Origin of the sequence: Marinobacter nanhaiticus D15-8W, assembly GCF_036511935.1 — a bacterium.
GTDB classification, from domain to species: domain Bacteria; phylum Pseudomonadota; class Gammaproteobacteria; order Pseudomonadales; family Oleiphilaceae; genus Marinobacter_A; species Marinobacter_A nanhaiticus.
The window spans coordinates 531,845-550,995 of the sequence record NZ_AP028878.1 but is presented as its reverse complement, the minus strand read 5'-3'; the positions used below and the strand labels follow the sequence as shown (position 1 = coordinate 550,995).

General features: G+C 59.5%; 14 protein-coding genes. 5 read left to right on the top strand and 9 right to left on the bottom strand.

The window, feature by feature from the left end:
- Nucleotides 1–241 precede the first annotated feature (241 nt).
- Complete coding sequence (locus tag RE428_RS02450) at nt 242–2,623, top strand: arylsulfatase (protein ID WP_004579127.1); 2,382 nt, start codon at nt 242–244, stop codon at nt 2,621–2,623.
- A 112-nt stretch (nt 2,624–2,735) separates the two neighbouring features.
- Here RE428_RS02450 and RE428_RS02445 read toward each other — a convergent pair whose 3' ends face one another.
- Nucleotides 2,736–3,500: a hypothetical protein gene (locus RE428_RS02445; protein ID WP_004579128.1), complete on the bottom strand. Its 765-nt coding sequence runs from the start codon at nt 3,498–3,500 to the stop codon at nt 2,736–2,738.
- A 900-nt stretch (nt 3,501–4,400) separates the two neighbouring features.
- Between RE428_RS02445 and RE428_RS02440 the strand changes: the two genes are divergently transcribed.
- Nucleotides 4,401–5,969, top strand: coding sequence for a phospholipase D family protein (locus RE428_RS02440; RefSeq protein WP_227500179.1), 1,569 nt, complete (start codon nt 4,401–4,403; stop codon nt 5,967–5,969).
- A gap of 44 nt (nt 5,970–6,013) precedes the next feature.
- Here RE428_RS02440 and RE428_RS02435 read toward each other — a convergent pair whose 3' ends face one another.
- Together RE428_RS02435 and RE428_RS02430 are read right to left on the bottom strand one after the other, a co-directional pair.
- A complete protein-coding gene (locus RE428_RS02435; RefSeq protein ID WP_004579130.1) occupies nt 6,014–8,245 on the bottom strand; it encodes a tetratricopeptide repeat protein in 2,232 nt (743 codons plus the stop codon).
- Between the two features lie 135 nt (nt 8,246–8,380).
- Nucleotides 8,381–9,280 carry a formate/nitrite transporter family protein gene (locus RE428_RS02430; RefSeq protein ID WP_004579131.1) on the bottom strand — a complete coding sequence of 300 codons (900 nt, stop codon included), beginning with the start codon at nt 9,278–9,280 and terminating at the stop codon, nt 8,381–8,383.
- Nucleotides 9,281–9,661: 381 nt separating this feature from the next.
- Here RE428_RS02430 and RE428_RS02425 point away from each other — a divergent pair, with 381 nt between their 5' ends.
- Nucleotides 9,662–10,405: a spermidine synthase gene (locus tag RE428_RS02425; protein ID WP_004579132.1), complete on the top strand. Its 744-nt coding sequence runs from the start codon at nt 9,662–9,664 to the stop codon at nt 10,403–10,405.
- On the opposite strand, the gene RE428_RS02420 is transcribed toward RE428_RS02425, so the two are convergent.
- The 6 genes from RE428_RS02420 to RE428_RS02395 form a co-directional block, all read right to left on the bottom strand.
- Complete coding sequence (locus RE428_RS02420; protein WP_004579133.1) at nt 10,406–12,193, bottom strand: thiamine pyrophosphate-requiring protein; 1,788 nt, start codon at nt 12,191–12,193, stop codon at nt 10,406–10,408.
- 21 nt (nt 12,194–12,214) lie between these two features.
- A complete protein-coding gene (locus tag RE428_RS02415) occupies nt 12,215–13,399 on the bottom strand; it encodes a pyridoxal phosphate-dependent aminotransferase (RefSeq protein WP_004579134.1) in 1,185 nt (394 codons plus the stop codon).
- A 114-nt stretch (nt 13,400–13,513) separates the two neighbouring features.
- Entirely contained in the window at nt 13,514–13,846 is a 333-nt protein-coding gene (locus RE428_RS02410) for a YnfA family protein (RefSeq protein ID WP_004579135.1), read from the bottom strand.
- A complete protein-coding gene (locus RE428_RS02405; protein WP_004579136.1) occupies nt 13,839–14,327 on the bottom strand; it encodes a GNAT family N-acetyltransferase in 489 nt (162 codons plus the stop codon). Before RE428_RS02405 ends, RE428_RS02410 begins: the two co-directional genes overlap by 8 nt.
- Before the next feature lie 89 nt (nt 14,328–14,416).
- Nucleotides 14,417–15,007: an O-methyltransferase gene (locus tag RE428_RS02400; protein WP_004579137.1), complete on the bottom strand. Its 591-nt coding sequence runs from the start codon at nt 15,005–15,007 to the stop codon at nt 14,417–14,419.
- Between the two features lie 106 nt (nt 15,008–15,113).
- Nucleotides 15,114–15,776: a glutathione S-transferase family protein gene (locus tag RE428_RS02395; RefSeq protein WP_004579138.1), complete on the bottom strand. Its 663-nt coding sequence runs from the start codon at nt 15,774–15,776 to the stop codon at nt 15,114–15,116.
- 177 nt (nt 15,777–15,953) lie between these two features.
- Between RE428_RS02395 and RE428_RS02390 the strand changes: the two genes are divergently transcribed.
- Nucleotides 15,954–16,760, top strand: a complete 807-nt coding sequence (locus RE428_RS02390; RefSeq protein WP_004579139.1) for a DUF3750 domain-containing protein — start codon at nt 15,954–15,956, stop codon at nt 16,758–16,760.
- 295 nt (nt 16,761–17,055) lie between these two features.
- Complete coding sequence (locus RE428_RS02385) at nt 17,056–19,110, top strand: putative bifunctional diguanylate cyclase/phosphodiesterase (protein WP_004579140.1); 2,055 nt, start codon at nt 17,056–17,058, stop codon at nt 19,108–19,110.
- The last annotated feature ends 41 nt before the right edge of the window (nt 19,111–19,151 follow it).

Genomic DNA, 19,151 nt, shown 5'->3' with positions numbered 1-19,151 from the left:
ATTTACGCCGAAGCTCACACGCCGGGTTACACCGCGTCCGGTGCGATACGCATAAGCGAAACTGTCACGGAACCGTCCTCGACAGTTGTCCGAATGCAAACTATTCTCTTTCTCTCAAAAGATTAATGTTCTTGCGAGCTAGTCACTGAAACGTGGCGGTCTTCGAATCCTGATGTCTCGAAGTAACGTGAATGCCCACTGGCGACGCACTTCGATCATCCTAAGGAAAGGAGACCGCACCATGAGAACGTTCCACCGAACGGCACCAGCGGCGATCGCTGCTTTGCTCATTCAGGGATTTTTTGCTGAACCCGCCACCGCGCAGCAAGGCGTGCAGCCGGACGACCTTAAACGACAATCTGTGCTGCCCTACGCTGAACAGAAGTTCACCGGCAGCGTCGGGACCAGCTATTTGGACTCCGACCCAGCCCAGTTCCCGCAACCCATCGCTGCGCCCGCGGACGCGCCCAACGTCCTCCTCGTGCTCCTGGACGATGTTGGTTTTGGCCAGTTCTCGGTCTCCGGTGGGGGCGTGCCCTCGCCATCGATGGAGGCGCTCGCGGAGGAAGGCGTATTCTATAACCGGTTTCATACCACAGCCGTCTGCTCACCAACGCGTGCGGCGCTACTGACCGGGCGAAACCATCACGTTGCGGGTACCGGCAACATTACCGAAGTCGCCACGGGCTACGACGGCTATACCGGAATCATTCCAAAGGATACCGCCACCATCGCGGAGATCCTGCGGCAGAACGGCTACATCACTTCCTGGTTCGGCAAGAATCACAACACGCCGATTTACGAGACGAGCCCCATGGGTCCGTTCGATCATTGGCCGAACGGGCTCGGCTTCGACCATTTCTACGGCTTCATGGCGGGCGACACCAACCAGCTTCGCCCCTACCTTTATGAGAACCAGACGCCCATTGGAACGCCCCAGGCGGAGGACTACTACCTCAGTGTCGACCTTGCGGACAAAACCATCGGTTGGCTCGAGGACATAGAAGCTATCCAGCCCGACAAGCCCTGGTTCACCTACCTGGCGCCAGCAGCGACCCACGCTCCACATCAGGCGCCGCAGGCAATGATCGACCAGTTCAAGGGCAAGTTTGACATGGGGTGGGATGCCTACCGCGAACAGACTTTCCAGCGCCAGAAGGAACTCGGCGTTGTGCCGGAGAACGCCGAACTGACCGCGAGACCCAATAGCCTGCCCGCCTGGCATACGCTGGGAGAGGATGAAAAGCGGGTGTACGCACGGATGATGGAAGTCTTTGCGGCCTACGGGCTGCATGTAGACCAGCAAGTCGGACGCGTACTCGACTATGTCAAATCCCTCCCGGACGCCGACAACACGATGGTCATCTACATCATCGGCGATAACGGCTCATCCGCCGAAGGGGGCCTGCCCGGGACATTGAACGAGAATGCCATCTTCAATGGTTACCAGATGCAGATTGAAGATATCCTGCCTCGCCTGGATGAAATCGGTACTGAAAAGCACTTCAACCATTTCCCCGCCGCCTGGGCCCATGCGATGGACACGCCATTCCAGTGGACCAAGCAGATCGCCAGTCATCTCGGGGGCACCCGCAATGCGATGGTTATGAAGTGGCCGGCACGCTATAACCAGGGTGGCGAGATTCGCAGCCAGTTCACCCACGTTATCGACGTGGCACCGACCATACTTGAAGCCGCTGGCGTGACCGAGCCGCGCAGCGTCAACGGCACGGCGCAAACGCCAATCCAGGGCAAGAGCTTCCTCGCGTCGCTGTCGGACAAGGCTGCCCCCGAGCACCGGACCAGTCAGTACTTCGAGCTGTTCGCCAATCGCGGCATGTACAAGGATGGCTGGTGGGCCGGTTCGATGGCGTTCGAACCCTGGGACCCTGAGCGTAAGGGTTTCGATCCGATCACTGCCAAGTGGGAGCTTTACAATCTTGAGGAAGACTTCTCCCAGGCCACCGATCTGGCCGAGCAGAACCCCGAGAAACTGGCAGAAATGAAAGCGCTCTGGTGGGCACAGGCTTCTGCCAACAACGCCCTGCCTCTCGATTGGCGGGGGCCGGAACGGTTCAGTGCAGAATTGACCGGTAAACCTAACCTGGCTGGGGACCGGACACGATTCGAATACCGGGGCCCGCTCGCAGGTCTCCCTGAAGCCTCCGCCCCTGACCTGAAGAACAAGTCCTTCAGTGTGATCGCCAAGGTCAACGTTAAAGACAACGCCAACGGCATGATCTTCACCCAGGGCGGCAATACGGGTGGCTGGGCTTTGTACCTGCAGGACGGCAAGCTCTACGCAGCCCACAACTTTATTGATGTCGAGCACTATTCGGTTACCAGCGAGCAGCCGGTGGCCGCCGGCGAGCGCGAACTGATGATGACGTTCGACTATGAAGGCGGCGAAAAGATGGGAGGGGCCGGATCGCTCACCCTGTCGGTCGATGGCTCCCAGGTGGCCAAAGGCAGGGTCGAAAAGACCACACCGTTCAAATACTCATTGTCCGAGAATCAGGACATTGGCTCCGACACGGGCACACCGGTCAACTACGACTACCAGACGCCCCTCACGTTCGAAGGCGAACTGAAGGAAGTGGTCGTGGAGCTGACGGGTAGTTAGGTGTGCCCACCTTGCCCGAAGAACAATGCGTAAGGGCGTCCATGCGGCGCCCTTACGCGGTATGGACTTGCTGTGGGTTACGCCAGTTATCCATTCACAGGACAGATGAGCATCATTTAGGAAAAAGCAGCACTACATTCACCCGAGCGCCCCACCCCTCTGGCCCACTCTCGGGACTCTCGGCGTAATAACGCGGGCCGGCCTGAACCTGCATCGTCTGCGACCCCACCTTGAAGACCTGAGCGGCAAAAAGTCCGATGGGTATGGTCCAGTCGTTGGTTTTCCAGTTGTAGGTCGAATCCGCTGTCAGGGTGACGCTCAATGCCGTGGGTGTGGTGTAAGTGAAGAAGGGCTGGACGAAAGACTGGCTGACATCTTCCCGATTGTCGTCACCGGCCACGGACCAAATCTGGTTAACCAGCCCGCCTGTAGTCCAAGGGCCGGCCTGCCGCAGCGCGACCGCCGTCGGACCGATGCCCCACTTGTCAGCCCCCAGCAGGTCGTCCGTGCCGGTAGGCAACAGGAACACGGGGCCGGCGCCCCAGATCCAGCCATTGGCCGTCGGCTCCACCGGTGAGAAAAACAGGCTTTGTACGGTGTCCCCTAAACCCGACTGGCTACCCGCGCCGGGGAAGATATCGCTCTGGTCGATAATCGGCAAAATGGTCCGGCTGATCAGGTTCCAATCGTCGTTGAGGGAAATTGGCACGACTGGTTGAACGTTCACCGTTAATCGTTCGCCGTCGTCTTGAGGGCCAATATTCCAGTCGACATTCGCCTGGAAGGGCACCGAAACCAGACTCGCTATCGGGTTGGCCAGCTGCTTGGCCAAGTCTGAGGCGTCCTGGGAATAAACGCTGAAACTGGCCGCAGCCATGCTAAATCCAACGACAAACTTTGTTCCAAACGATAGGCGTGAATGTGCAAAACGCAGCCTTGTGCATTTCATTCCTGCTCTCCGTTAGCCCTACATATTGATCTGCTCAAAAAGGCTCAGGCGGATAAGAGTTGCAGACGAAAGCCTTAGCTCACTACAGCAAACCGGAGAAAATGACGCTCCAAGCAGCGTCCTTCACCCAGAGTGTCAGCAATTGAAATCGAGTTGGCTGGTATCAAGCTGAGGGCAGGAATTCCGATGCGATCGCGCATCAGTTTAGCCACGATCTCGAACACACAACCGACGGTCCCTCTGCAACTCCGTCTGCAAACCTCAACCACACTGAGCATCCGTACGTTTCGTCAATACAGCGCTAGGTCGTCGACTGCGGTTCTGGCGAGAAAATGGCGTTAACGTAAAGCAACGCTCCCCTTAAGCGTAGAGCTAATCCATGACATTTCCACTTCGACGGGTGGTTTCGGAAGCGGTCTCACTATGTGGAAGCTGTGAGACAAGGAGGTCATCAAGAAAACGCCATAGCTGGATGAACAAGAGACCATAAACTGAAAAATTTATCGCACTTTGGCAGGAACCCGCGTAACGGAAAGCATTCCGGGAATGGGCAGCCCGGCGGGCTGCTCCGAAGCTGAAGCGTCGGCTACATTTTACGGACCACTCGAGCATGTAGCAGATGCTTCAGCTTCTGAGGCGCCGAGGGCGCCCATGATCTTACGACTGGTGCGGAGGGCTTCCCGTCACGCCAATCTGCGATGGGCCTAAAAAAGGCCTATTCTGATAGAACAGCAAACGGCATTAGGCGCGCCTCGCCAGGTTTAAGGCATTGCAGACGACTCGCGCTTCTGGCGCTCAATCACAAGCCAAACTGACGAGGGAGACGCCATGACTGGAGCCACGAGCGTTCATTCCTGTTGGTCGATGATCCTCCCTACCCTGATGCTGGTCGGCCTTCTGGCCGGCTGCGCTTCGTTGCCATCACTGGAGGAGCGCGAGTCGTCCGAGGCGTTATCCATTCAGCAGGCACAGGAGACGCGACTCGGTCAGAGTCTGGCCGCTAGGTTGGCGGCGCATCCGGGCCTGGCGGGCATCTATCCGCTCCCCGATGCCCGCGAGGCCTTTGCCACGCGGGTCCTGCTGGCCGATATGGCGGACGAAACCCTTGATGTGCAGTACTACATCTGGCGAGCAGACACGACCGGGCTGATCCTGCTCGCCTCGCTCATGGAGGCGGCGGATCGCGGGGTTCGGGTTCGCCTGTTACTGGATGACATGAACACCTCGGGCATGGACCCGATCCTGCGGGCGGCCGATGCCCATCCAAACCTGGATGTCCGGCTGTTCAATCCCTTCGTATACCGATCCGCGCGCTGGTATGGGTTTCTGACCGACTTTTCCCGCCTGAATCGCCGCATGCACAACAAGTCGTTTACGGCGGACAACATGATCTCCGTTATTGGTGGCCGCAACGTGGGCGATGAATACTTCGGTGCGACGGAGGACGTGGCTTTCAGCGACCTTGATGTCATGGTGGCGGGCGATGTCGTGCGGGAAGTGTCCGTTGATTTCGACCGTTACTGGGCCAGCGAGTCGGCCTACCCGGCGGCGTCGATACTGGGTGAGGCGGACGAGACAGACCTCGACGAATGGAGCCAAGCCATTGAGGCCGTATGGAAGACGGAACGTGCCCGAACCTACGTCAAAGCGATCCTGGCCTCGGACTTCGTCCACCAGACCCAAACCCGCACCTTACCGGTAGAATGGGCCAAGACGCGTATGTTCAGCGACGCTCCGGGTAAAGGTCTGGGCCAAGTGGCGGAGGACGGGTTGCTATCAACGCAGCTTTCCGAGTCGATCGGCGAGATCCACGACCAGTTCAACCTGGTTTCGCCCTACTTTATTCCCACCGACACCGGTGTCGCCGCCCTGAATCGTATGGAGAGTCTCGGCGTCGAGGTGCGTGTGCTCACCAATTCCCTCAGCGCTACCGATGTCGCCCTGGTTCACTCCGGCTACGCCCGTTATCGCAAGGCGCTACTCGAAGGCGGCGTCGAACTCTATGAGATGAAGGCCCTGCCCGGACACGGCGCGATGGCCGAATCCATCAGCAACTTCGGCGCCTCCGCCACCAGCCTGCACGCCAAGACATTCGAGGTTGACGGCACCTGGCTCTTCGTCGGCTCGTTCAATTTCGACCCACGCTCGACCCACCTGAACACGGAGCTGGGCTTCCTGATCCAGAGCCCGTCCCTCGCCGCCAAACTCGAAACACTGTTCGACGAAACCGTCCCCCGGGTTGCCTACCGCGTCCAGCTCGACGAGGACGGCGATCTGTACTGGATCGACGGTGAGGGAGAGGATGCCGAGCGTTGGGATGTGGAACCTGAGACCGGCTGGTTCAAGCGGTTCAACGTGGGCTTTTTCTCCCTGCTTCCAATCGAGGGCATGCTCTGACCCGGCCGTGTTAGCCCTCTCGCGAAAGGCTGGCTCCCACCACGCTACTGAAGCAGGCGTTGATAATGCGCAGCCTGCTTCTCTTGCCCCAGTTCCCGGTGGAAGCTGACCAGCCCCGAGAGTATCTGGGGATCGCCCGAAAACCGGGAAAGCGCCTGTTCGAGCACGTCTATGGCCTGCCGCGTGTTGCCGGTGGAATGAAGTGCCACCGCGTAGACATAGACGTAGCGAGCGGTTGCGGTGGAAGATTCGGCCGACCGCTGCAGGTAACCCAGTGCCGGGTCCAGCCGTTTCTGGCGGACCAGTAGCAGCCCCAGGGAATGCTGCAGCGTGGTGGGATCCTCCACTAGTTCCAGCCCTGCCTCCAGTACCGCTTTACCGGCCTCGTCGTCGCCGTTGGCCCGCATGAAGTCAGCCAGGTTCACGTATGCCGGCGCATAATGGGGCGCCAGGTCGAGGGCCTCGCGGTAGTAGGATTCAGCCTTGTCGTTTTCGCCCATCTGCCGGTAGGTGTTGCCCAGGTTGACCAGGGATTCAGGGCGGTCCGCATTGTATTGTTGAGACCGGATATAGTCCGCTATTGCGGCATCGTATCGCTGGCGCAGTTCAGGAGGGTTTCCCGACACGGCCGTCGGCGGCAGGTTGCTGGCGACCAGGCTGCGTATCACCCGATGCGGGTCGTAGAGCCCCGGTAGGCCAAACATAGGCCGGTACTGCTCGGGAATACCGTTGAGCGCTTCGGCGGCGCCCAGTGCGACCAGCGGATCGTCCGAACGACTGGCCTGCTGAAGAACCGGCGCCGATTGCCCCGAAAGGTAGCGTGGCAGCAGTGAGACGGCGGTGGCCCGCGCCATCGCCGGCTGCGTGGTATCGAGGATCAGTTCGGAAAGCAGCCGTTCGGCATGGCTACCGCCATAGCGACCGGCATGGATGGCCCTGGCGAAATGCCCGTCGGGCGGCGTGCCATGGCGTTTCTCCAGCGCTTCGGCCGCCCACTGGGCTGTCCTGTCGCTGTGGCACTGGGTGCACGCGTTGGGCACATCCAGGTCCGCCGTGAGATCCGGTCGCGGAATACGGAAACTGTGGTCCCGCCGGTTATCGATGCCCATATAGGTTTTCTCGGGCATATGGCAGTTGACGCATCGCGCGCCCGCGCTGTCTGGCGAATGGCCGTGATGGGCCTCTACATCGTATTTCGAGGCCTGGTGGCACTGGCCGCACACTGCGTTGCCCTTCGCTTTCAGTTCCAGGCTATGGGGGTTATGGCAATCCGAGCAGGTGACGCCCGCGTGGTACATCCTGCTTTGGACAAACGACCCATAGACGAAGACTTCGCCATCGATCTGGCCATCCACGTGATAGAGGCCCGGTTCCAGCAGGGACGGCATGAAGTGATTGAACAGCCCGTCCTCGGGGCGCGCACCGTGGAACTGGGTAGAGCGGCGGGAATGACACTGGGCGCAGACGTCCAGTTCCGGCTGTGCCTCCGGGCCGTGTTTCCATGGGTGGGGATTGCCTGTCTTCGGGTCGATCACCCAGGCCTTCGGCTCCGCACGGGACAGGGACACGCTGAAACCGGCGTTCGCCAGGTTCCCCTTATCACTGCCCATAGCTTCGATGTGGTCCTTTCCCGGCCCGTGGCAGGCTTCGCAGGCGACATTGATTTCGCTCCAGGAGGTGTCATAGCTGGCCGTCTCGAGATCGTAGTTCTTCGCCAGGTTGGTGGAGTGGCAGTCCGCGCACATGAAGTTCCAGTTCTGGTCCAGACCGGTCCAATGCAGGGGGTCTCCAGCCCGCACGGGTTCCTCGGGATAGAGGTGATACCAGCGCTGCCCGCCGTCCGCTGTGGAACGGGAATCCCACACGATACCCAAAGCCTGCAGCCGGCCGCCGGGCATCTCGATCAGGTACTGCTGCAGGGGATAGACGCCGAAGGTGTAGGCGATAGGGAAATCCTGCAGCTTGCCGTCAGGACCATCGGTGCGGACGAAGAACTGGTCGTTCCGGCGGAAGAATCGGGATTCGGTACCAAAGTAGTCGAAGGTGGCGCCGTCGAAATCCCCCAAGACAGTATCGGGAGCTGCCGGCTGCATGGAGAGGTCATGGTGGGAATCCTGCCATTGCGCGTGCTCGGCGGCATGGCAGCCTTGACAGGTATCGGCCCCGACGAAGTCGTCCGCGTCCGGTTGTGCCGCAATTGCGATTTGAGCCAGGCACAGGCCGAGGATGGTGAACAAGTGAGGAAATCGGATCAGCAACGGTGGCGCCTCGTCCATGCCAACAACATCGGGGCGCCGGATACACCTCAGGGAAGCGCAGCTGTTGGTCGCAGGTCACACCCGGAATTGGGTGTGACGGTGTCCGTCCATCAAACTTAATGTCGAACTTAAGTATGGAAAGGGACAGGCGGATTACAAGCTGGATCCATCCGAAGACCGCTTGTTCCCCGAGCTTGAGGCTTCCGCGTTCGACTTCTCTTTATCGCCATTGGAACTATAGGCAACCTGAGCATAGTTCACGGCCGCGACCATCATCACGCCTCCAATCGTGTTGCCCAGCAACGTTGGCGTGAAGAACCCGAACAGGAACTCGAGAAAACTATGGGAACTGTTGAACACGGCGTAGATGGCAGCCACCGAACCGGCGATGATATGCGGAAAATGGGCAAGGCCGATGACGTAACTCACCAGGATGATGACACCGACCCGGGCGGATTCGGCAAAAGGCATCAGCCAGAGCATCAATGCGACCAGCCAGCCGGCGAAGATAGCCCTTACGAAAACCGTGCCGAAGGGGTGGCCGTACTCCCGGGTGGAAATGGTTTTCAGGGCTTCGTCGATCTTGGGGTCGAGCACATCGAAGTACGATAATGCGAAGGCAAAGATGGCCACACCCACCATGTTACACAGCAGCACTACGAGCCAGAGATTGAGGGTCTTGCCGACAACGCTCATACTCCTGACCCGGAGCACCTCTAGCACGGGTGTCAGGGTGTTCTCGGTAAACAGTTGCTGACGACCGAGGATCACGAAGAGGAAGCCGATGGAGTAGCCGAAGCTGCTGACGATAGGTGTCCATTCGGCGTCCGGCGTGTAGCTGTAGAGAAGGGCCTGGGCGATCAGTGAGAACCCCATCGACAGCCCGGCGGCCAGGGCCGACCAGCCCAGCCCAATCATTGGACGGGTCAGTTCGGTTTCCGCCTCGGCGCGGATTGCCTCATAGACCACCGCAGCACTGGGCGCCTCGCGGCGTTTTGCATCTCGTTTTTCATGGGAATTAACCACTTGCTTGGTGGAAGCGTCCTGCGACATAGCGTGTGATCCTGGTATGGGAAATCGAAGGGTGAGGTCGAAGCGCCAATGAGGTCAACAACCTGTCGCCGCTGACGGGTTAAATTTCAGACACTTTGACTCATCCCGAAGAAGGTACGTATCGCTGTTGGATTCCGGCCAATCCGATGCTGAATTTCCACGTATTTTTGTGGTCCGGGAACTCTGGCCTTAAGCTCTATATGGACAACAAACGAAGGACGTTCGACGGGATAACGGGGTTCAAGTGCCGGATAAGGGCAGTGAGCCGGACCGTCGTCGACTATAGAGACGAAGCGACGTTTCCCTTCGCCGGGCGCGTCATGGCGCTCATGTGGTCGTTCGCCTCCGCACTCCCAACCGACCGATGTAAGGAAACACGCCATGATGCTGCGCCTCGGCGGCCAGGTCACCCATGAAACCGAAGATGCCCTGGGCAAGATCCGGGTGCTCGATTACCGCAAGCACCGGGTACTGACGTTCGACTCGGTATTCGAGCAAAGCAAGATCGCCCTGGGTAAATCCTGGCTGCCCGTGCACGAGTACAATCGGGCCATGCTGCTGCCGCTGGTGTATGCGGAGCCGTCCCATGCAACGGTGCTGGGCCTGGGCGGCGGGGTGATGGTCAATGCCCTGCACTACCTGCTGCCGCTATGCCGAATCCATGCCGTGGAACTGCGCGCAGAGGTGGTCAACGTCGCCCGTGAGTTCTTCGGCCTGCCCGATCATCCGACGATCGATATCACCGTTTCCGACGCCCGCCCTGCGCTGCAGGAGATTGCCGAAGGCAGTACCGACCTGATCCTGGCGGACCTGTACGGCCCGGATCACATGAGCCCCGCACAGGCCCACCGCCGGTTTATCGACTACTGCCACCACGCCCTGAGCGACACCGGGTGGCTGGCCATGAACTTCCATGTCGCGCCTGACCGGGGCGGGCCGCTGATGGGCCACTTGAACCGTCTGTTCGCCGACGTGCTGCTCTACCGCACCCGCACCAATAACTACGTGCTCTATGCCAGCAAGCAGCCTGTGGATCTGCTGTTACCGACCCATCCTGCCCTGAAGAGTCTGGAAACGCGTCTACCCATTGGCTGGCGCGGCATTATGGAACGGGTTTACCGCTAATCAACGGCGCAGGTATGAGGCCGCCATACTCTTCAGCGACTGCCGGAGCATCGAGCCGGATTCTTCGTCGCCTTTTATCATCGAACCGAGATACCCCTTCACCTGATCCATTTCCAGGTGCGTCGGCAGCGGCGGCACATTGGGATCGACAATGGCGTTGATCACCACCGGGCGGTCGCTTTTCAACGCCTCGTCCCAAACGGACTGAACACGCTTCGGCTTGTCGATTTTCAACCCTTTGAGCCCAAGCATCTCGGCATACTTGTCGTAGTCGAAATCCGGTAACGCCTGGGAGGTTTCGTATTTGGGATCGCCTTCCATCACCCGCTGCTCCCAGGTCACCTGGTTCAGGTCGCGGTTATTGAGCACAAGCACGATCAGGCGCGGGTCCTCCCATTCCTTCCAGTGTTGCGCCAGGGTGATCAGCCCATTGTTACCCAGCATCTGCATGGCGCCGTCGCCGACCATGGCGATCACCGGGCGATCCGGATGGGCAAACTTGGCGGCCATGGCGTAGGGCACGGCATTGCCCATGGACGCGAGGCCACCTGATGTGGAGCCGCTGATGCTCTCGTGGTTGATGGGCAGGAAGCGGGCGTACCAATCGGTGGCCGTGCCCACATCCGCCGCAAGCAATGCATTTTCCGGCAATTTGGGTGCCAGTTCCCAGAACAGCTTCTGCGGATTGAGCGGCTTGGCCTTCACGTCCGCGCGCTCAGCGAGCACGCCGTTCCAGCGTTTGATGTGATCGGCCAGCTTGTCACGCCACTTGCCGTTATCCTTGCGATTGATACGAGGCAGCAGCGCTTCAATGGTGTCCCGGGCGCTGCCGTGTAGGTTCACCTCTGTCGGAAAGCGCAATCCCAGCTTGGAAGCATCGATATCGATTTGCACCGCCCGGACCTTGTCCGATTGCGGCAGGAATTCGGCGTAAGGGAAACTGGTGCCGACCAGCAGGAGCGTATCGCACTCGCTCATCATCCAGTCGCTGGGCTCGGTACCGAGCAGGCCAAGGGTCCCGGTTACGCCTTCGCGATTATCGGCAATCATGGTTTTGGCAAGGATCGCCTTGGCCACCCCCGCGCCCAGTTTTTCCCGTAAAGCCATCAGCGGCTCGACCGCGTCTTTCACCCCGGCGCCGGCCAGGATTGCAACTTTTTCGCCGGCGTTGAGCACTTCGGCCGCAGCGTCCAGATCCGCCTGCGCCGGCATCAGCGTAGCGGGTTCGCGGTAACCGATGCCGGAAAAGGTGCTGCCATGACCCGCGGCGGGCATCTGCATTTCAGCATCCTGCAGATCATTGGGAACGACAATACAAGCCACCGTTCGCTCTGCAATGGCCACACGCATCGCCCGGTCCACCACATGGCGCGCCTGTGCTGGGGCCATCAGGGTTTGGGTGTAGCCGGACACGTCCTGCAGAACGCTGTCGAGGCCGACTTCCTGCTGGAAGTCCGACCCCAGACTGGTGCGCGCCTGCTGGCCGAGGATCGCCACCACCGGCATATGATCCTTGGCCGCGTCATAGAGGCCGTTCAACGCGTGGATGGCACCGGGGCCGGACGTGGTGACCACCACCCCCGGCTGTCCGGTATATTTGGCATGGCCGCACGCCATGAAGGCCGCCAGCTCTTCATGCCGGGTCTGGATCATCCGCACCCGATCCTCCGCCCGGCGCAAGGCGCCCATGACGCCATTGATACCGTCGCCAGAATAGCCATAGACGCGGCCGATTCCCCATTGCTCAAGGCGGCTTACGATGAAGTCACCAACCGTTTCCTTGCTCATGTCATCCTCCTTGAACCTGTTTCAGGCCGCCAGGAATTCACCGATGCGACGTATACCTGCCAGGTTGGTGTCGAGATCCGCCGCAAACGACAACCGCAGATGCCCCTCGGCGCCAAAGGCCCGGCCGGGCACCAGTGCGACCTTGGCCTCATGCAGTAGCTTGTCCGCCAACTGGACGTCATTTTCGATGTCATCGCGCTCCGCAATCACCTCGCGGAAATCCGGCAGCAGATAGAACGTGCCGTCCGCCGGCTGACAGCTCACATTGGGTAGCGCTTTCACTTCCGGCAGGATGCGGTCGTGGCGCTCGCGGAAAGCCTGGACCATGTCGGTAACGACCTGCTGGTCGCCCCTCAGTGCCTGTTCCGCTGCATGCTGGCTGATGGAACAGGTGCCGGCGGTGCTCTGGCCTTGCAACTTGTCCATGGTTTCGATCAGGTCCTTGGGACCGGCCATATAACCCACGCGCCAGCCAGTCATGGCGTAGGCCTTGGAGACGCCATTGACCACGACGCAGCGGTCCTTAAGATCCGGATTCACATTGAGGAAATTGTGATAGGGTCCGTCGACCCAGCGCAGGTGTTCGTAGATTTCGTCGCAGACGACGGTGATATCCGGATGTTTGCGTAGTACGTCACCGATAGCCGCGAGTTCCTCCCGGTCGTAGATGCGGCCGGTCGGGTTATTGGGGGAGTTGAGAATCACGATCCGGGTGCGCTCGGAAATCGCTGCTTCCAGGGCACTGGAACGAAGCGTGAAACCCTCGTCGGGATCACACTGGGCAAAGACCGGTTCCGCTTCAGCCATGGTGACCTGGGCCGGGTACGACACCCAATAGGGCTGGGGCACCACGGCCTCGTCGCCGGTCTCCAACAGCGTCTGGCACAGGTTATACAGACTCTGCTTGGCTCCGCAGGTGACCATGATGTTTTCCGGTGAGAAGGCCAGGTCGTTCTCACGCTGGAACTTGTCGCAGACCGCTTCCTTCAGGCTCTGGGTGCCCGCCGCGGCGGTATAGTTGGTGAAGCCCCGGTCGATGGCCCGCCTGGCGGCGTCCTTGATGGGCTCCGGCGTGTCGAAGTCGGGCTCTCCGGCACCGAGTCGCGCCACATCTTCACCGCCCTCCTGCATCGCCGCTGCCTCGGCATTGATCTGCAGCGTCATGGACGGCGAAACCCGCGCGATACGTTGAGAATAGTTGGTCATAATTCCCCTCCTTTCGCGCCATTTCTTACCTGAAAGCTACGCGTCCTGAACGGGGTAATAAAATAACCTGGGTGAGTTTATTGCAGGGACGTAACGCGACGAAACCAGGCAGGATCAGGAGGAGCGTGGCGCAAACATGATGATCGCCATACCCAGGAGAGCGACCCCGGAACCAACGACATCCCAGACGGTGGGGCGAATCCCATCGACCGCCCAAAGCCACAGGATCGCAACGCAAATATACACGCCGCCATAGGCCGCGTAGACCCTGCCCGCTGCGGTGGGGTGCAAGGAGAGGAGCCAGGCGAACAGAGCCAGGCTGAGGGCACCGGGCAGCAGTAGCCAGACGCTCTTGGCTTCCCGGAGCCAGAGGTAGGGCAAGTAGCAGCCAACGATTTCCGCAACCGCCGTGATCAGGAACAGACCCAGCGTTTTTAGCTCAGGCATTGCTCTCCGCCAGATCCAGAAGCGCCTGGCCGGTCAGCCGATAGCCGATCCATTCGCTCTGCGGTCGGGCGCCGATGGACTCATAGAACTGGATCGCGGGCTCGTTCCAGTCGAGTACGTTCCATTCGAAACGGCCACAACCCTTTGAAACAGCAACCCGCGCCAGGTATCTGAGCAGGGCCTTCCCCGCACCGCTACCCCGCTCTGATGGCGTGACGAAAAGATCTTCCAGGAACAGGCCGTTCTTGCCCAGCCAGGTGGAGTAGTTGTAGAAATAGACGGCGAATCCGATCGGCTTGCTGTCCTTCTCGCAAATAACGGCGTGGACCGTCGACTCCGGCCCGAAGATGGACTCGGCCACGGTCTCCTCGGTCGCCACCACCTCGTGCTCAGCCTTCTCGTAGATGGCCAGTTCGCGGACGAACTGAAGGATCTGGCCGGAATCGTCAACAGTGGCTTTGCGGATGTTGAGGCTGGACATGGGGAACTCCTGGCAAGACGAATGGACGTTGCTGCGGAACGCAACCAGATTAACGGCGACAGCAGAACCGGTCCAGATGTTGGGTCACTTCAACTTGTAGCTTTCGTTGCCAGGAATTCGCCCTTGCCCACCGGCACCAGACTGGTGGTGAAGTCCGGGTCCGCGTTCAGCAACCCGATAAATGGCATCATCTGCTGTTCATGGGAAACCGCGTTGTCGACCACCAGCAGGCCGCCGTTGATGAGCACGCGCTTGATATCGGCGAACCAGCCAACGTACTCGGTGCGCTCGGAGTCGAGGAACAGGAAGTCCACTGATGCATCCGCCATTGTCCTGAGCACCTCTTTTGCATCGGCGTTGTGGGATTCGATCACCTGAGCAAGTCCCGACTTGGCGAAGGTTTCTGCTGCAAGTTGGTACTTACTTTCAAGATACTCAACCGTGACGACTTGCCCGCCCGTAGCCACTGCCGCTTCCGCCAGCCAGAGGGTGGAATACCCATTGGACGTGCCGATCTCGAGAATGGAGCGCGCTCCAGTCGCTCGCACCAGCACAGACAGGAACTCGCCCGTATCGCGGGTGATATTGAGCATTCGTCCTTCCCGTTCGGTCACGGCACGGTCATTGCTGTGACCGAAGGCTTCCAGTTCCTGCTTGAGCTGATCCAGAGCGTTGTGCATCGTTCTTCCTCGTAAGTCACGTTGAACGCCGCTTATCTTATCCGAATCAGTCGGGCGAGTGGGCCAGGAAGACAGGCGGTATTGTGTCTCCCTGACCACTCTTCAGTTAAAAGCCCGCGGGCGCCGATGCCTCCCGAAAGTTCCCGATCTGCCTGTCCAGGGCCCGCTGGTATGCCGGGCGGGCCAGGCAGCGCTGGCAGTAGGCATCGAGTACCGGCAGGCGGCTTACGATATCGGTATGCCGCAGTATCTGCAGGACAGTCGTCATCAGGATATCGGCAGCGCTAAAGCGCTCATCCAGATAATCCCGACCTTCCAGATGCGTCGACAGGTCGGCAAGTTTGACGTTCAGCGCTTCCACAGCGGGGGGCCGCGCGTGCTCGGTCCAGGCCTCGCCATCATGGAAGAAGTCGAGTATCGCAAGTTGCTGGACATAGGGCTCGATGGTGTTCAAGGCCGCGAACATCCAGGTCAATACCCGCGCCTGCGCTGCCGAGCCCTTTGGCATCAACACTTCTGATTTCTGGGCGATGTGATGCACGATGGCGCCCGATTCGAAGAGCGTGAAGTCATCTTCCTTGTAGGCGGGCACCTGGCCGAAAGGCTGTAGTTGGCGGTAGGCTGCCGTGGACTGATCGTCGTGATCCAACAACAGTTCCTCATACGGCAAGCCCGCCTCCTCCAGGGCCCAGCGTACCCTGATATCCCGCACCAGCCCGTAGGCAAACGGCGGTACCGAACGAAATGCACTGACAGTAATCTTGGCCATGCGTCCTCCTCACACAGAGTGTGTCATTGGGTTTGCATGGATAATCGAACCGGCGGGACAGGATTCGACATTCACCGCGAAAAGGGAACCAACCTTAACTCATGGCGTCCTACGTGCCTTTGAACCTGGAACGATTCTCGCTTGAAAACTCCAGCCTCCCAGACTCATAGTAATCCGATGAAGAAACACGCCCTGTTTACATTGCGCTGGTTCGTCCGCTTCGTCCTACTGCTGGTGGTCCTGCTTGCGGGGCCGCTGCTGGTCGCCGCCTGTAGCGGTTTCGACACTCAGGACACCTGGTACAACGCCGACCGCTCCAGTGCCGGTATCGCGCCCCTGCCGGAGGATGCGCCGGAGGCCATCGTGCAGGTCTACCATGCGCGCGCTTTTGGTTGGCGCGGCTACTTTGCGGTGCATACCTGGATCGCCACCAAGGAAGAAGGGGCCTCCACGTACTGGGTGCATGAGGTCACCGGCTGGGGAAGCCAGAAAGTACGCTCACGACCTGCAGAACCGGACACGGCCTGGTATGGGAGTGAGCCGATACAGATTGCCGATATCCGAGGCGCGCAGGCGGCGAGTTTGATCCCGCAGATCCAACAGGCGATTGCGGACTATCCGTTCCAGCGCGTTTACGAAGCCTGGCCCGGCCCCAACAGCAACACTTTCACAGCCTGGATCGTCCGTCAGGTACCGGGACTGGATGTCGCCCTGCCCAATACAGCAATCGGCAAAGACTACCTGGAAGCACCCTACCTAGCGGCCGCACCCAGTGATTCCGGATACCAGCTCTCGCTGCTGGGCTACGCCGGGGTGCTGGCCAGCGTCCGTGAAGGTCTGGAAATCAACGTACTGGGCTTGTCGTTCGGGATTGACCCTCTATCCTTGGGGATCAAGGTACCGGGTGTGGGCCAGTTGGGCCTGCTCGATCCCTGGCAGCCTGAAACAGCTTCCATGAACGAGGAAATGGCTGCAGCTGAATGAGCCCTTCGAGGGGATCACCTTGTCGGATAAGGCCAATCGCGCCCGGCGTCAGAGCGGGCAAAACGTCAAATGATGTTGCCGCCGAATGACTTAGATGTCAGCCTCGGTCAGCAGGCCACCCGGCTGTTCGGGTAAATCAGCGCACAAACGACTATTATTTTCCTGAGGGGAACGACGACGCTTCACCGGAGCATGGTAATCGTACAACGCAAGGATCCGTACGCGCGCTACCTAGCGAGCTACACGAACTGGTAGTCCGTTTTCAGTAAGCATTCAGTAGCAGGCAGGCCTCGACATGGAATTGTCCAAGCTTGACGATCTGTACTCAACACTCCTCGAATCTGCCGTCGATGGCATTATCACCATCGATGAGAGGGGTATTATCAAGAGCTTCAATAGCAGCGCCGAGCGGCTATTCGGCTATACGCGGGACGAGGTGATCGGCCGAAAGATCAATATGCTCATGCCGCGTCCCGTCAGCCGGGAACACGACAAGTTTATCCGCAATTATCTCAAGGGCGAGGAAGCCCGGATTATCGGTATCGGACGCGAGGTGGAAGGTCTTCATAAGGAGGGCCACACGTTCCCCCTCCACCTTTCGGTAGGTGAAGCCGTAAAAGATGGTCGACGCAAATTCATTGGTATCTGTCACGACCTGACCAGCTATCATCGGGTGCTGCGCCAGCTCGCCGAAGCCGAGGAGCGTTACCGCGATATTGTGGAAAGCCAGAAGCAATTGATCTGTCGCGTCGACAGCAAGCTGCGGATCACCTTCGCTAATGCCTCCTTTTCACAGATCATCGGTGTCCAGCAGGACAGTCTGATCGGTATACCGTTGACCGAGATTGCCCTGGACGATGACCAGCAGCTTGGCCCCAGACTGTGCAAGATGTTCCAGAACAACAGCGATCTGGACGAGGTCAATATCACCGTTACCATGAAATCCCGTGATAGTGGCGCCCTCGTGGATTGGTCTTTCAAGCGCGTAGACGTCCAGGAACCAGGTGAAAAGCTTGAGCTGCAGGGATTCGGCATCGACATTTCCGAAAAGGAAGAAGCCCTCAAGCATGCGCTGTACCTGGAAAACCACGACCAGTTAACCGGTTTCCTCAACAAACGCGCCTTTACCAGCGCCCTGGAACCCTGGATCAATCCGCGCCGCACCTATGCCCTGATGCACCTGGACTGCAAACGTTTCACCATGATCAACCAGAAGTATGGCTACGATGTGGGGGACCAGGTGATTGCCGAAGCGGCGGCACGGGTGAACCAAACGCTAGATCGTCCCTGCCTCTGTGCTCGCGAGGGCGGGAGCGGCATGCTACTGGCGGTGCCAGTACGGGACCACGCCGATGCCAATGCGCTGGCACGACGACTGATCGAATCCCTCGAACGCCCCACCCCTATCGATGGAGAAAGTCTTCGACTCGAAACCGCCTGCGGCATTGCGCTCTACCCCACCAACAGCGACCAACCCGACACACTGATCCAGATCGCCGGTTCGGCACTGCAATATGCGAAGACCCATGACCAGCCCGTGGCTTTCTTCAGTCCGCAGTTTCATGCCGGCATCACTTGGCAACTGGACATCGAGCAGGGCCTGAAGCACGCCATCGAAACCGAGGCGCTTGAGATCTACCTCCAGCCCAAGCTGGACCTGACCAGCCACCGGATCCTTAGCTATGAGGCGCTGGTGCGCTGGAACCACGCCGAACATGGATTCATCTCACCGGCGGCTTTCATTCCCGTGGCCGAGCGCACCATGCTCGGCCAGACACTGGACCGCTATGTACTCTCGGCGGTCATCCGGTTGATCGCCAACTGCCGGGAGCAGGGTCTTGAGGAACCGGTCATCGCCGTCAACATGACCGCCAAGCATTTTTCCGACACCAGCCTGCCGGTCTTCATCCAGGAGCTGCTCGATACCCATGGGGTATCCGCCAACAAGCTGCAGTTAGAGATCACCGAAGGCATCGTGATGAAGCTGCGCCGGACCACCACCCGGGTCCTGGACGAGCTGCGCAGCCTGGGTATCGAGATCAGCCTGGACGACTTCGGTACCGGCTATTCCTCGCTGAGTTACCTGCAGCAGTTGTATGTCCACGAACTCAAGATCGACAAGGTCTTTATCGACGACCTGGAGAGCGTTCGCGGCGCCACATTGGTGCGATCGATCATCGCGATCGGAAAGGTCAGCGGCCTGCGTATCGTCGCCGAGGGAATCGAGACCGAAGAACAGGTCAACGTACTTCGCTCCATGAATTGCGATCTGGGGCAGGGCTATTTCTTTGCCAAACCCCAGCCAGGTCGACGACTGCTGGGGCTAGACGCGCCCCCCCTTTCCCACTGATCGCCCCTCCCTTCGGCAAGTACGTATAGGTGCCTGTTTTC